This is a genomic window from Caulobacter sp. S45 (genome assembly GCF_903642205.1).
Classification (GTDB): Bacteria; Pseudomonadota; Alphaproteobacteria; order Caulobacterales; family Caulobacteraceae; genus CAHJWH01.
Genome location: NZ_CAHJWH010000075.1, coordinates 1 through 14,207 on the forward strand (window position 1 = coordinate 1; position 14,207 = coordinate 14,207).

Below are 14,207 nucleotides of genomic sequence, written 5' to 3' on the forward strand. Positions count from 1 at the left end.
CTCCCAAGTCAACCGTTCCTCCCCCGGCATCCGCACCTGGAACGTCTCGCCACCATAGGGCTGCAACGCCCCATATTTGCCATAGCCCGACCGCACCTCCGCGTAATCCGTACCATGCTCCATCAGCAGAGCCTCGTACGCCTCCGCCTGCGCCGACCCCGTATGCACCCGCCGATTCGCCAGCACCACCACCCATCCACCCGGCTTCAACACCCGCCGAAACTCCGCCAGCGCACTCTGCGTCAGCCCCATCACCCGGTGCGCCAGCGGCGGCCACACCAACGCCCGCCCTGTCCGCGCTCGGCGGCCCGGCCGACCTGCTGCGCCGCCGCCCCGACGTGCTCGCCGCCGAACGCCGGCTGGCCGCAGCCGACGCCCGCATCGGCGCGGCCATCTCCGACTACTACCCCAAGGTCTCCCTCACCGGACTGCTTGGCGTGGAGAGCCTGGACTCCAGCCGGGTGTTCGCGCCCGAGGCGCTCCAGCACCAGGTCTCGGGCGGCCTGCGCTGGCGGCTGTTCGACTTCGGCCGGGTGGACGCTGAGGTGGCCGGCGCACGGGGCCGCGAAGCCGAGGCCCTGGCCGCCTACCGCGCCGCCGTGTACCGCGCCACTGGCGAGGTTGAGACCGCGATCTCCGACCTAGTGCAGGCGCGGACCCAAGCCGCAGCGCTCCAGGGCCAGATCACCGACCTGACGCTCGCCCGGGACCAGGCCCAGGACGCCTATCAGGCCGGCGTGCTCAGCCTGATCGAGGTGCTGGACGCCGACCGCGACCTGCTCGCGGCCTCCGACCAGCTCGCCCAGGCGCGGAGCCGCGCCGCCCTGGCGGCCGTCGCGTCCTTCCGCGCCGCAGGCGCCGGCTGCACGGCGCCCGGGGTCGTGCAAGGCGCGTCAGGACGTCAAACCTCGCCGCCTGCCTTTCGATAAAGCTCCTCAGCCCTTGCGATGGCGGCCTTCGCGGTCTTGTGCGCCTCGACATAGGCTTTCTGGGCCGACCTCCTTGAGGCGTCCAAGTCGTCCTGCCGCTGTCGCAGGTCAGCCTCTTCGCTCTTTCGCGCCTCATCCAGCGAGCGCAGGGCAAGCTCGGCGGCGTCCAGTTCCGTACGATCCGGCGGCGGCTTGGGCGCGGGGGCGCGCCTTGTCTGGCCGGCCGCCTTCACGGCCGGCCGTTGGGGCGCGTCCGGCACGTTCGGCAGGCTGGCGGGTTCGAGCTGGAAGGGATCGGTCGAGCCGACGGCGCGGCGCAGCAGGGCGCCAGGATGCTCCAACGCGGCGGCCACCGCCGCTTTATCGGTCGAGAGCCTGGCGTCGCCGCTGGCGAAGAGATCTTGACGCGTTCCCCAGGCGCGCAGCGCTGCGGCCCGACTCGGGGTCGCAACGACAGTGTCGAAAAACCCGAGCTGAGCCTGGAAAACCTTCAGCCTGCCTGCCGCCATCGCGCCAACTCTACCTCAGCGACTCATCCACCGGAACGCAGTTGGACGAGGCTCGACGATCAGCCGGAGCGTGGCCGCGACGAGCTGTAGCGCCTGATTGCGGCTTGCACGCCAGGATCGCAAGCCGTTCGCCACGTCCCCCAATCGGTCAGGCCGAACTCGTGGGGGCCGCAGGGCTGGACTGTTCCCGGGCTCTCTGCTGTCCTGGCCTGCAAACAACAGGGATACCCAAGATGCGCGGCCGTCCAGGTCTTGCCGGGCTCGCCGCCGGCCTGCTGGTTGCGGCGCACTCGGCGAACGCCGCCCCGCCGCCGCTGGAGCGCGCCTCCATCGCCGAGATCGATGCGGCCATGGCGGACGGCCGGCTGACGGCAGAGCAGCTGGTGCGCTTCTATCTCGATCGGATCGCGCGGCTGGACCGGGGCGGTCCTGGCCTCCATGCGGTGATCTCCCTCAACCCCGAAGCGCTTCTCCAGGCGCGGGCCCTGGACGCCGAGCGGCGGTCTGGTCACGTGCGGGGGCCGCTGCACGGCGTGCCGATCCTGCTGAAGGACAATATCGAGACCGCAGACCGGACGCCCACGACGGCCGGCTCCCTGGCGCTGGCCGCCAACGTCACCGGCCATGACGCTGCCCTGGCGGCGCGCCTTCGGGCGGCAGGGGCGGTGATCCTGGGCAAGGCCAACCTGACCGAGTGGGCCAACTTCCGCTCCAGCCACGCCACCAGCGGCTGGACCCCGGTCGGCGGCCTGGTGAGGAACCCCTACGCACTGGACCGCAGCGCCTGCGGCTCCTCCAGCGGGAGCGCGGTGGCGGTGGCGGCGGGGCTGGCGGCGGCGGCGGTCGGCAGCGAGACAGACGGCTCGGTCACCTGCCCGTCGTCCATGGAGGGCGTCACCGGGCTGAAGCCGAGCCTGGGCCTGATCGCACGCACCCGCATCGTGCCGATCAGCCACAGTCAGGACACCGCGGGCCCCATCGCCCATACCGCCGCCGACGCCGCCCTGCTGGCCGCCGCCATGGCCGGGTCGGACCCCGCCGATCCGCCCTCCCAGGCGCCGGGCGCAGCCACGGCTGCAGCCGCCCTGGCCCAGGTGCGGCCGGCGGACCTGCGGGGCCTGCGGCTCGGCGTGCTGCGGTTCACCCCGGACAGTTATGTCGGGATCGACGCCCTCTACGCCCAGGCGCTGGACCGGCTGCGGGCCGCCGGCGCGGTGCTGGTGGAGGTCAAGCTGCCCGACGAGCCGCGGCTTGGGACAGATGAGACCCTGGTGCTCGAGACGGAGATGAAGGCCGACATGGCCGCCTATCTCGCCGGCGCCGCCCCCGCGGTGCAGGCGAAGACGCTGGCCGACCTGATCGCCTTCAACAGAGCGACGTCAGCCGAGACCCGCCTGTTCGGCCAGGACCTGTTCGAGGCGTCGCAGGCCACCAAGGGCCTGCAGGACCCTGCCTACCAGGCCGCCCGCGCCGAGTCGCTGCGGCTCACCGGGGCGGAGGGGATCGACCGGCTGCTGGTGGGCCAGCGGCTCGACGCCCTGGTCTCGCCCACGACCGGGCCGACCTGGAAGGTCGACCTGGTGTATGGCGACGCCGGGCCCGCGTCGGTGGCGACCTTCCCCGCCGTGGCCGGATACCCCCACGTGACCACGCCCATGGGGCTGGTCCGCGGCCTGCCGGTGGGCCTGTCCTTCATCGGACCGAAGTGGAGCGATGCGCGCGTGCTGGCCCTGGCTGAAGCCTGGGAGGCGATGACGCCTCCGCTCCCGGCGCCCAGCTTCCCGGCCACCGTGGACCCGCTCCCTTAGGGCTTGAGCAGCCAGGCCTGACGGTCATAGGCGACCTCGGGCGCGACATAGGTGGACTTGGGGGAGCCGCGGGACGCCGGCTGCTCCCAGGCGGTGAACAGGTCCGCCCCCCGGGGTGGGTCCGGACGCTCGACCACGGCGCGGATGATCTCGGCCGCCGGGGTGGCGGCGCCGATCGCCAGAAGGACCAGCAACACCGCCAGACGCCTGGACGTGGTGGACTCCAGGGCCGTGACAAACCCCCTCGCCGCCAGGATCGCAAGCACTGTGATCGGGAAGATGGAGGCCCGCATCATGAAGTCGTTGGAGATGCCGATCCTGTAGAAAGGGATCAGCACGAGCATGATCGCACAAAGATAGACGTCGAATCGGTCATCATCGCGCCAGCTCGAGCGAGAGCTCCCGGCGAGGTACAGAAGCGGTGCGACTTCGAGCGGAATGAGCAGCACAAAGGATCGCTGGAACTCCTTCGTCCCGACATTGAGGCCATGAACGACCTCGCCGCCGTCAAGGGTCACGTAGAGGGCGACGGGAAGAAGGGCGAGCACGAGCGGCAGCAGGCTCGCGCCGTTCCATAGGGTCAGGCGACCTCTATGCAGGTCCTGCAGGACGGCGAGGACGACGAAAGGGGCCGCGCCCATGACCGCCAGGGGCGACCAAAGCACGCTCAGTCCAGTGATCGCCGCAAGGGTCAGGACGGACGCCTCGCCTCTGCGCCACAGCACGTAGGTCGCCGCCATGATCCAGGCCGGAATGGCGTGGTTGGGCGCCCAGAACAGGTCGGCCACAAGGGACGAGTACTGGAAGCCGGGCGCCCAGGTCTCCAGCGAGGGGAACAGGTGGTTCCAGGGATAGGCCTGGACGAAATGGCCCTGCAGGAGCTGGGCGATGAGGTCCCAGCCGCTGAAGGCGACGAATACGGCCGCGATGAGGAGGCGGCTCGCCCAGCGCTGCGCAACAGACATGAACACGGCGAGCACGCCGCCCAGGAGCGCGGTGTTCTGGACGAGCAGGGCGAGCTGAGCCGCCCGCCAACCCGCCGCGTGGCCGATGAGGGCCGGCAGCATGTACATGCCGAGCGGCGCCCTCAGCACGAAGTCGCCGGCCGCGGCGTGATAATGCACAGGCCAGGGCCGGGTGGAGAGGTCGGCCAGCACAGCGTCCCGGATCTGCCAGTCGGTGTTGGCATAGAAGATGCGGCCCTCTCCGCCCAAAAGGCACAGGGTCAGAGCCAGCCCGAGCGCCAGCGCCCACAGGCTGAGGCGGTCGGCCAGACCTGCGCCTTGCCCACGCGAAGGACGCGCCAGCATCCGCCACAAGGTGATGACCATGAGGGCGCAGGCGCACAGGCCGAGCCTCGGCGACGTCAGCATGCCCAGGAGGAAGGCGGCGTTCGCTCCACCAAGGCCGAGCCCGAAGAGCCACAGGCGGCTGTCGCCGGCGGAACCGTCGGACCCCGCCGGGCGGATGAGCCACGTCGGCGCCTTGCCGCCCCACGGCAAGACGGACGGGCCGCCCCGGTGGCCCGGCGCGCCCTGGCCCGGCTCCAGCGTCCTGAACACCAACACCCTCTGGGCCGCGAACGAGGCTGCGGCGAAGGGGAGCAGCAGCAGGGCCTGGGCCGCAAGCGTAGGAACGCCCAGCCGTCGCAGGCCAGACAGCACGGCCCAGTTCGAGGCGAGCAGGACCAGATATATCCCGACAAAGCGGTGTGCGCGGCCCGTGCGGCCGGACCGGAACACCAGCCGGCGCGACGTCTGGAAGTTGAAGGCGACCCCGGCGGCGGTGGACCCCACCAGCGCCGCAAGGGGGGCCGCTCCGAGCCAGGTCAGCAGCGCGAAGACGCTGTAGCCGAACAGGGTGTTGCAGGCGCCCGCCGCCAGGAAGCGGACGGCCTGCACCGAGGCGCTGTCGGCGCTGACCAGGGCCTGGGAGGGGTGGGCTTTGAGGGCGAACATGGCGGCTAGATGCGCTGCACGGCGGCGACGTAGCCGGTCTCGCTCGCCAGTCGCACCTCGCCGTCGCGTATGAAGTTGCGGCGCACGAAGTGGGGGCGGCGCTTCACCTCCTCGAAGATCTTGGCGATGTATTCGCCCAGGATGCTGATCCCCAGCATGTTGATCGAGCCGAAGAAGATCACGATGAGAATCGTGCTGGTGAACCCCCGCGGGGCGGCGGCGGGGAAGACGAGGCGCGAGAGGACGTAGAGGGCGCCGAGCAGGACGGACAGGGCGAAGAGCAGGATGCCGGCGGTGCTGACCACCATCAACGGCACGTTGCTGAAAGACAGGATGCCCTTCTTCGCCCAGCCGATGTTCTTCATCAGGTTGTTGGTCGAGACGCCGAACATGCGCTCGGGCCTGACATAGTCCACGCCCACCTGTCGGAAGCCGACGAAGGCGCGCACGCCGCGCAGGAACAGGTCGCGCTCCGGGAAGCTGAGCAGGGAGCGCACGACGCGCCGGTCCATCAGCGAGAAGTCGCCGGCGTCGCGGGGGACCGTGACGTAGGAGAAGGCCTGGAACAGGCGGTAGAACAGCTTGTAGGCGAGGCCCATGTGCCAGGGCGCATCGCGCTTCACGCGCCGGCCGTACACGACCTCGTAGCCCTCCCGCCACTTGGCGACGAAGGCCTCGATCAGTTCCGGCGGGTCCTGCAGGTCGCCGTCGAGCAGCACGCAGGCGTTCTTGGTGGCGATCTCCAGCCCGCTGCGGAACGCGGCCTGGGAGCCGAAGTTGCGGGCGTGGGAGACGCCGATGACGTGCCGGTCGCGCGCCGAGATGGCCCGGATCACGTCCTCGCTGTCGTCGGGGCTGTTGTCGTTGATGAAGATGATCTCGTAGCCGATATCCAGCTTGCGGAAGGTCTCGCTGAGCCTCTGGTGCATGAACGGGATGGCCTGCGCGTCCTTGTAGCAGGCCACGATCGCCGACACGCTGAACACCTCGTCCGCGCCGAACTTCTTGGACGTGCGCCGGTATCGGGCGCGGTCCTCCAGCGCCCGGCACCAGGCCGCCGTCCGCTCCAGCCCAGCTGCCAGCGACGTGCGCGCGCGCCAGCCGAGCTGCTGCTGCGCCCGGACCGGGTCGGCGAACCAGTCGGCGGTGTCCCACTTGCGGCCGGCCATGGTGAAGCCTGGCTCGCCCTCCAGCCCGAACAGCAAGCTGCAGGTCGAGGCGAACTCACCGATGGTGGTCTTCACGCCGCTTCCGATGTTGTAGGAGTCCCCGAAGCGCTCCGGCTTCAGGTTCAGCGCGGCGCAGATGAAGGCCTCGCAGGCGTCGTCCACATAGACGAAGTCGCGCGAGGTCTCCGGGTCCACATAGCTCGCGTGGTGTCCTTCCAGGCCGTCCAGGACGGCGGTCGGGACAAGGCGCGAGGCGTCCTCGTAGGGGCCGTAGACGGAGTAGAGGCGCAGGTTCACGCCGGGGAAGCCCAGCTTCCGGCCGGCATAGTGGATCAGGCCGGCGGCCGAGCCCTTGGACACAGAATAGTGGCTGTTGGGCCGGAGCACCGCGTCCTCGGACGGCCCGGCGGCGTCCTCGCCGTACTCCGACGAGCTGCCCGCATGAACGTAACGGTGCACGCCGCGCCCGCGCAGCTGCTCCATGACCCGCGCGGTCATTTCCACGTTGGTGCGGTAGATCAGGCTGGCGTCGTCCTCGAACGAGTAGGCGCCGTAGGCGATGCAGTTGAACACCGTGCGCGGCCGCACCCTGTCCAGCAGCTCGCTGAGGTTCTGGTCGATCAGCAGGTCGCCCGCGATGACGTGCTCGCCGGGAACGCCCTCCAGCCGCCAGGCGGAGGTCTGGGAGGTGGTCCCGAAGACGTCGGAGCGTCTGACAAGGATGTGGCGCAGCAGGTTGGCGCCGACGAAGCCGCTGGCGCCCAGGATCAGGATCGGACCTTGCAGCTGCTCGATCCCGGACGCGAGCGCGTCCGTGCTCATGCGGGGACCATCTGGCCGATCTCGGCCAGGACCGCGCGGGCGTCGATGCCGCTCTCGGCGCGGTGGAACGCCTGGGAGCCGTACAGCCCGCTGGGGTAGCCGGCGGCATGGAAGTGGCGGAAGGTGCGAGGGCCCACCCCTTGCGTCATCAGGGCGTGGGCCAGCATCTGGCCGACGCCGCCCTGGCGCACGTGCTCCTCGACCACGAAGAGGGCGCCCGTGCGCCGGATGCGGTCCAGGCACGCCTTGGGCGGCGTCTCGAACGGCAGTTCGCTGACCACCCAGACCTCCGGCCGCTCGATGGGGCTGAGCTCTCGGGCGAGGGCCAGGATCGTCCCCGCGTTCGGGCCGGCCACCACCAGGACCCCCGCCTTCCCCTCCAGCAGCCGCCGCCAGGGCGCGTACGCTCCAAGGGCCAGGCCGGCGGGCTTCTCGCAGCGGCCGAGGCGCAGGTAGGCCGGGTGCGGGTCGTCGGCCATGCGCTCCAGGATCGGGGCCACGTCGTCGGCGAAGGCGGGAAGATAGACGCGCATGTTCTGCAGCGTCAGCAGCACCCCGTAGTCCTCCAGCGCATGGTGGGTCGCCCCCATGACGCCGTAGCCATAGCCGCCGCCGTTGCCGACCAGCTTCACGTCCATGTCGTGCAGGCACACGTCGTTGCGGATCTGCTCGAACGGGCGGCCGTAGATGAAGGGCGCTATGCTGTAGGTCCAGCACTGCTCCCCCACGCTCGCCGCGCCGGCGGCGACGCTGACCATGTTCTGCTCGGCCACGCCGGCGTTGACGAAGCGGTCTCCCAGCGCCGCCTGCAGCGGCTCCAGCGCCATGAAGCCCAGGTCGCCGGTCAAGAACAGGAACGGCCGGCGCCTGGAGAGCTCGACCAGACCGGCGCAGAAGCTCCCCCTCACGCCGCTTCCAGTTCCTGCAGGGCCAGGTCGTACTGGTCCGGGGACATCGGCAGGTAGTGCCACTCCATCCGGTCCTCCATGAAGGAGACGCCGTGTCCCTTGACGGTGTCGAGCACCACCACCAGCGGCCCCTCGCTGCGTCGGCGGAGCGCGAGGTCGAGCGCGGTGGAGCTGTGGCCGCCGATCTCCTCCACCTGCAGGCCCAGGGCCCGGAACCGGCCGGCGAGCGGGGCCGCGCCGCCCACCTCCCCCGTTCGGCCGAAGCCCTGCCACCCGTTCGCGTCGACCAGGCAGACGAGGTTGGACAGCCCGTGATGCTGGGCGAAGGCGGCAGCCTCCCAGATCGAGCCCTCCTGGCACTCGCCGTCACCCATCAGGCAGTAGGTGGTTCCCGCCTCATGCCGCAGCCGCTTGGCGAAGGCGACGCCGGTGGCCAGGCCCAGGCCGTGGCCGAGGCTCCCCGTTCCGAACCGGATGCGCCTGTTCCAGCGGGCGGCGGGATGGGCGGCCAAGTGCGTCCCGTCCTTGTAGTAGGACAGCAGCTCCGCTTCGGTGATGTCGCCCGTAGCCCAGAGCGTGGCGTACAGGGCGCCGGCGGCATGGCCCTTGGACAGCACGAAGACGTCGTCCTCAAGCATGACCTGGAGGTGCAGGTGCGCCACGGCGTCTATGCAGGACAGGTTGCCGCCGATGTGACCGACCCTGGCGTCGAAGTGCATCTTCAACAGCCGCGCCTTGATCATGGCGAGGGCCGAACCCGGAAAGTAGCCGGCGTCGTCCATTCCGACAGCTCCGTGACGAGGTCGAGCTGTAGCGCCTGATCGGATAACGGCGACTTAAGGGGCGGTGTCCCGAGCCCGCCGCCGCCAGCCGGTTGCGTTCATTCCCCGTTGGTCAGCTCGCGGATGCGCGTGGCCAGCGCCTCCATTGCGAAGGGCTTGGTCATGACGTGCATCCCGGGGTCCAGGTGACCGTTGCCGACCACCGCGTTCTCGGCATAGCCGGTGATGAACAGCACCTTCAGGTCAGGACGGCCCAGCCTGGCCGCATCGGCCATCTGTCGGCCGTTCATGCCGCCGGGCAGGCCCACGTCGGTGACCAGCAGGTCCACCCGCACGTCCGACTGCAGCAGCTTGAGGCCGGAGGCGCCGTCGGCGGCTTCGAGGGCGGAGTAGCCCAGCTCCTCCAGCACCTCGGCCACCAGCATTCGGACCGTGGGCTCGTCGTCCACAACCAGGACCGTCTCGCCCGCGCCGGCGCGGGAAACCTCGGCCAGCTCCGCCGGCGTCTCCGGCTCCTCCGCCTCCCCCAGGTGGCGGGGCAGGTAGAGGCACACCAGGGCGCCCTGCCCCGGCTCCGAATAGATCCGCACCTGGCCGTCCGACTGCCGGACGAAACCATAGATCATCGACAGGCCCAGGCCCGTGCCCTGCCCCAGCGGCTTGGTGGTGAAGAAGGGGTCGAACGCCTTGGCGATCACCTCTGGCGTCATGCCGGCGCCGGTGTCCGACACGCAGACCGAGACGTACTGGCCGGGCGGCAGGTCGCGCTCCTTGGCGGCCCGGGCGTCGAGCCACCGGTTGCCGGTCTCGATCGTCAGCCGGCCCCCCTCCGGCATGGCGTCGCGTGCATTGATGCAGAGGTTCAGCAGCGCGTTCTCAAGCTGGTTGGCGTCCACCAGGATGGGCCACAGGCCGCCCGCGGAGACCACGTCGACATGGACCGCAGGACCGACCGTGCGCCGCACCAGCTCCTCCATGCCCGCCACCAGCCGGTTGGCGTCCACGGGCTTTGGATCGAGCGTCTGACGCCGCGAGAAGGCCAGCAGGCGATGGGTGAGGGCGGCCGCCCGCTTGGCCGCGCCCTGGGCCGCCATGGCGTAGCGGTCGACGTCCTTCAGCCGACCCTGGGCGATGCGCGTGCTCAGCAGTTCGAGGCTGCCGGTGATGCCGGTGAGCAGGTTGTTGAAGTCGTGGGCGATGCCGCCGGTGAGCTGGCCCACCGCCTCCATCTTCTGGGACTGCCGCAGCTGCTCCTCGGCCGCCATCAGCTCGCCCGTACGCTGGGCGACCTGCGCCTCCAGGGTGGCGTTCAGGTGCGCCAGTTCGGCGGCCTGGCGGCGGCTCTCGGCTTCGGCCCGGGTGCGCTCGGTGGCCACGCGCACCCGCTCGGCCACCTCGCGCATCAGCAGCAGCTCCGTCTCCGACCAGGCGCGGGCGGTGGCGTTGTTGGCATAGAGCAGGGCGACGAAGCCTCCCTGCTCCACCAGGGGCATGTTGACGAAGGAGAGCGCGCTTATGGCGGCGAGCGGGCCGGCGGTGTCGCACGTGCGCGGGTCCATGCGCGCATCGGCGATGACCACCGTCTCGCCGCGCTTCAGGTCCTCGATGTAGGAGCCGTACTCACGGAAGTTCAACACGCCGGCGAGGGTTGTCACGCCCGGCGCGTTCCAGTCCCGCTCGATGGTGATGATCTCCTCTTGGGTGTCCACCACCCCGTAGCCGACCCGGCTGACCTCCAGCGTCTCGCCGAGCAGGCGCGAGGCCTCGAAGGCGATGCTCGCGGGATCGGTCAGGTCGCGCAGACGGTCGGTGAGCCGTAGCAGTGCGCCCTGCCGCGTCTCGGACTGGCGGCGCTCGGTGATATCGAAGCTGACGCCTGGGAAGCGGAGCGGCGTGCCGTCTTCGGCCAGCCGGCAGCGACCCTCGGCCACCACCCAGCGCATCGAGCCGTCGGGCTGGACGAGGCGGTACTCCGCGGAAAAGATGACGCCGGTCTTCAACGCTATGTTGATCGCATCCTGTACGTGGACCAGATCGTCAGGATGAATGCCGGCGAAGAACTCGGCGATGGGCGCGCCATCCGCCGCGCGCGCCGGGTCGACCCCATACAGTCTCGCGAAACGCGCGTCAGCCCTGACCTGGTCCGCCGCCGGGTCCCAGTCCCAGGTGCCGACGCCGTGGCCTGCGGACAGGGCCTGCTCCAGCCGCTCCCGGCTTTCCTTCAGGGCGAGTTCGCCCCGCCGCCGCTCCGAGATGTCGTTGAACAGCACCGCGACCTGACGCGAGTCCGCAGGTCCGACACGGAAGGCCTGGACGTCGAACCAGCGGTCCAAGGCTTCCGAGCCGTTCTCGAAGCGGGTCGACTGGCCGGTGAGGGCCACCCGGCCGTAGGTCTCGAACCAGTACGGCTCAAGCCCCGGCGCCAGGTCGCTGGCCAACCGCCCGGCCGGGGCGGTGAGGCCGGTTTGCCCCTCGAAGGCGGGGTTGGCGTCCAGGAAGCGGTAGTCCACCCCGACGCCGCCTTCGACAACGACCTCGATCAGGCAGAAGCCGGCGTCTATGCCATCGAACATCTCCCGATAGCGCGACAGGTCGGCGCGCCCGCCCGCAGCCGGCATCGACTCGTCCGTCGGAGCGCTGGAGCCGACAGGGGATTCGTGGATCAAACCCGGCTCCAATTGAGCTCCCATTCACAGGTTTGAAGGGGAGCGACGGCCCACTCAGCGTCTCGGAATGCGTCATGCTGGGATAAGGTTTCGCCAGCCGCGGCGCTTCCCCGACGCGAGCGCAGGGCGTCCCGCGCAGAGTGCGCCGTGGGCGTCGCACGCACGGATGCGCGCCGATGAGACACGCAGGCCAGGCTCCCGCCCGTGGCTGCGCGAGTTCTTCCGAGCTTCAACCCTCGAGATGTTATGCTAATGTGATCGTCTGCAAACCGGGGGGTTCAGGGTGACGACACAGGCTCCACTTCCACGCCGCTTCCAGCTCTCGCGGGTCGGCGAGCTGACCTTCGACATCGTGCGACGGGATTTCGTCACGAGCTACGGATTGGCGGTAGCGATCCTGATCGTGCCGACGGTGCTCAAATCGGTCCTTTTCAGAGGGCAGCTGCAATCGATGGCAGCGCCTGCGCCGGGTCGTTTTCCCTCGGTCTTCGGCGCAGGATTTTTCCTGGCCGGCTTCATAGGGCTGCTGGCTTCACTGCTGGTGTACGCCGCCTTGTCCTGGCGCGCGGTGGAGCGGCTGCAGGGTCGCGCCGCTACGCCGGGCGCCATGCTGGAAGCCGCCTTCCGCGCGTTGCCGGTGCTGATCGCGGTGGCGATCCTCGGCTACTTCGCCATCGTGTTCGCCACCCTGCTGCTGATCTTCCCGGCCCTGATGCTGGCGACGGCGTGGCTGGTGGTGGTGCCCGCGGCCGCCTGCGAGAAAACGGGGGTGTTCCGCACCTTCGGGCGAAGCGCCGAGCTGACCAAGGGACACCGCTGGGCCGTGTTCTGGCTGCTTGTGGTGCTGTGGGTCGCCAGCCTGATCGTGATCGTTCTGGCCGCCCTTGTGATCCGGGCGATCTTCGGCCTGTCCGGCAATATCTTCATGGTCCAGCCCAGCGGACCTTTCGGCTATGTCGCGCTGGTCCTTCAGATGCTGGTGAGCGCTGTCGTCTACGTGGTGTTCGGCACGGGCGTGGGCGTGGTGTTCCAGGAGCTGCGGGCGCTGAAGGGCGGCTTCGACACGCAGCGGCTTTCGGAGGTGTTCGCCTGACCTGTGCGGCTCAGGCGGCGTCGTGCTTGTCGCGCCGCCGCCGGCCCTGCAGCAGGCCGGACTCCAGCCGGGCGCGCAGGGCCGCATAATAGGCGTCCAGGAAGGCGCGGTCGGTCTCCTCCGGTCCCTGCAGCCAGCCGATGCGGGTGCGGATGCGCTCCGCCACCACGCGCACCGCGCGCCGGTCCTGGCCGCGCAGCACGTCCTCCAGCACCTGGAGCTCGGCCACGCCATAGGCCTGGACCTGGGCTGAGTCGAAGGCGAAGCGGGGATCGCGGGCGAGGTCGGTCCGCGCGATCTCTGCCGTCAGCGCCCGGCGCGGATCGCGCACCACCCAGGTGCCGGCCACCACGTCGCCTGCGCGCAGCCGGTCGCGGTTGAACAGCGGGAAGAGGGCGAAGACGCCGGTCCAAAGCAGGCCCAGCGCCGCCATCACCGCATCCACCCCGCCCGCGCTGACGATCAGGAAGGTCAGCGGCAGGAAGACCTCGATCTCGCGCATGGCGTTCCTGGCGAACAGGGCGTCTGCGGTGAGCCGTCCGCCATGGCGCGCCGCCACCCGCAGGCCGAACACCCGCTTGCCCGGCGTCGCCGCCCTCGCGCCCATCTCAAAGCCCAGGAACCAGCCGTTCCGGAGCACGAAGAAGCCCAGGAGCCAGATCACCCCGATAAGCGACAGGGATTGACCGTGCGTCGCCAATGCCACCCAGCCGCACAGGAGCGTGGCGGCGACCAGCACGGCCACGATGATCACGGCGTCGAGCAGGAAGGCGCCCGCCCGCTCGCTGGCGCTGGCCAGGGTGATGTGCAGCGCAACACCCTCGGGCGTCACCAGCTCGCGGGCGAACCGCTGGCGCTCAGGGTCGATCCCGATAGGCGCGACGGTGGTCATGGCCGCCGGCTCCATGGCCCATAGAGATAGCTCGCCCAGCCGACGGCGCTGAGGCCTGCGATGGCGTAGCGGGCGAGGTCGCTGGTGATCACCTGGCGTCCGACCCCCTCCAGGCCGCCGGCCACCAGCAGCATGACCAGCACGCCCGCCATCAGGGTCGAGGCCTGGCGCCCCGCCAGAGCCGCCGCCTCCAGCCGGGTGCGCTCTCCTGGGAAGGCGAGCGACCAGCCGATGCGGAAGCCCGCGGCTCCGGCCAGCACGGTCGCGGACAGCTCCGTCACCCCATGGATCATCAGCCAGCCGCCGAGCGGCAGCAGCAGGCCGTGGCTTGCGTACAGCGCCAGCATGGCGCCCAGCGTGCAGCCGTTGGCGAACACCAGCAGCGCCGTGGGGACCCCGAAGGCGAAGCCGAGCGCGAAGGCCAGCACCGCGATCTCGGCGTTGTGGGTGAACAGGAAGGCGGCGAACACCTGTAGCATCCCGCCGTGGGCGTGCTGGTAGAGGATGTCGCGGAGCGCCGCGGCGGTGGCGGTGGGATCGCGCCCCTGGGCGTACTGGCGCGGCACGAAGGCGAAGTACCAGTCCGCATCCATCGCATAGAGCCAGCACGCCACCGCCACCCCGCTGACCAGCATGACCGCGGACAGCAGCGCCTCGCGCCACAGCGCCCG

At 70.2% G+C, this 14,207-nt stretch carries 12 protein-coding genes; 3 read left to right on the forward strand and 9 right to left on the reverse strand.

The genetic code is table 11. The features are described 5' to 3' along the window. Positions 1–282 (reverse strand): hypothetical protein (locus HUV06_RS09055; protein WP_217433741.1); only part of this gene is annotated, 282 nt, incomplete at its 3' end. Positions 283–320: 38 nt separating this feature from the next. Here HUV06_RS09055 and HUV06_RS09060 point away from each other — a divergent pair. Next, complete coding sequence (locus HUV06_RS09060) at positions 321–929, forward strand: TolC family protein (RefSeq protein ID WP_256430047.1); 609 nt, start codon at positions 321–323, stop codon at positions 927–929. Here HUV06_RS09060 and HUV06_RS09065 read toward each other — a convergent pair. Beyond that, positions 902–1,282: a hypothetical protein gene (locus HUV06_RS09065; RefSeq protein WP_174300951.1), complete on the reverse strand. Its 381-nt coding sequence runs from the start codon at positions 1,280–1,282 to the stop codon at positions 902–904. The genes HUV06_RS09060 and HUV06_RS09065 overlap by 28 nt on opposite strands. Before the next feature lie 389 nt (positions 1,283–1,671). Between HUV06_RS09065 and HUV06_RS09070 the strand changes: the two genes are divergently transcribed. Continuing rightward, a complete protein-coding gene (locus HUV06_RS09070) occupies positions 1,672–3,246 on the forward strand; it encodes an amidase (RefSeq protein WP_174300952.1) in 1,575 nt (524 codons plus the stop codon). Here HUV06_RS09070 and HUV06_RS09075 read toward each other — a convergent pair. The 5 genes from HUV06_RS09075 to HUV06_RS09095 form a co-directional block, all read right to left on the reverse strand. After that, positions 3,243–5,204: a GtrA family protein gene (locus HUV06_RS09075; RefSeq protein ID WP_174300953.1), complete on the reverse strand. Its 1,962-nt coding sequence runs from the start codon at positions 5,202–5,204 to the stop codon at positions 3,243–3,245. The two genes, HUV06_RS09070 and HUV06_RS09075, sit on opposite strands and share 4 nt — an antisense overlap. A 5-nt stretch (positions 5,205–5,209) precedes the next feature. Then, entirely contained in the window at positions 5,210–7,195 is a 1,986-nt protein-coding gene (locus HUV06_RS09080) for an NAD-dependent epimerase/dehydratase family protein (RefSeq protein WP_174300954.1), read from the reverse strand. Beyond that, positions 7,192–8,103 (reverse strand): transketolase family protein, encoded by a 912-nt coding sequence (locus HUV06_RS09085; protein WP_217433743.1) that lies wholly within the window; start codon positions 8,101–8,103, stop codon positions 7,192–7,194. The genes HUV06_RS09080 and HUV06_RS09085 overlap by 4 nt, the downstream gene beginning before the upstream one ends. Beyond that, positions 8,100–8,885 (reverse strand): transketolase, encoded by a 786-nt coding sequence (locus HUV06_RS09090; protein WP_217433745.1) that lies wholly within the window; start codon positions 8,883–8,885, stop codon positions 8,100–8,102. The genes HUV06_RS09085 and HUV06_RS09090 overlap by 4 nt, the downstream gene beginning before the upstream one ends. 98 nt (positions 8,886–8,983) lie before the next feature. Beyond that, positions 8,984–11,551: an ATP-binding protein gene (locus tag HUV06_RS09095; RefSeq protein WP_254601002.1), complete on the reverse strand. Its 2,568-nt coding sequence runs from the start codon at positions 11,549–11,551 to the stop codon at positions 8,984–8,986. A 283-nt stretch (positions 11,552–11,834) separates the two neighbouring features. On the opposite strand from HUV06_RS09095, the gene HUV06_RS09105 reads away from it, so the two are divergent. Beyond that, on the forward strand, positions 11,835–12,644 hold the full coding sequence (locus HUV06_RS09105; RefSeq protein WP_174300955.1) for a hypothetical protein: 810 nt from the start codon (positions 11,835–11,837) through the stop codon (positions 12,642–12,644). Positions 12,645–12,654: 10 nt separating this feature from the next. Here the strand turns inward: HUV06_RS09105 and HUV06_RS09110 are convergent, their stop codons facing one another. Further along, complete coding sequence (locus HUV06_RS09110) at positions 12,655–13,536, reverse strand: RDD family protein (RefSeq protein ID WP_174300956.1); 882 nt, start codon at positions 13,534–13,536, stop codon at positions 12,655–12,657. Continuing rightward, positions 13,533–14,207: stage II sporulation protein M (locus HUV06_RS09115; RefSeq protein ID WP_174300957.1), on the reverse strand; the 675-nt coding region annotated here is incomplete at its 5' end. The genes HUV06_RS09110 and HUV06_RS09115, both read right to left, overlap by 4 nt.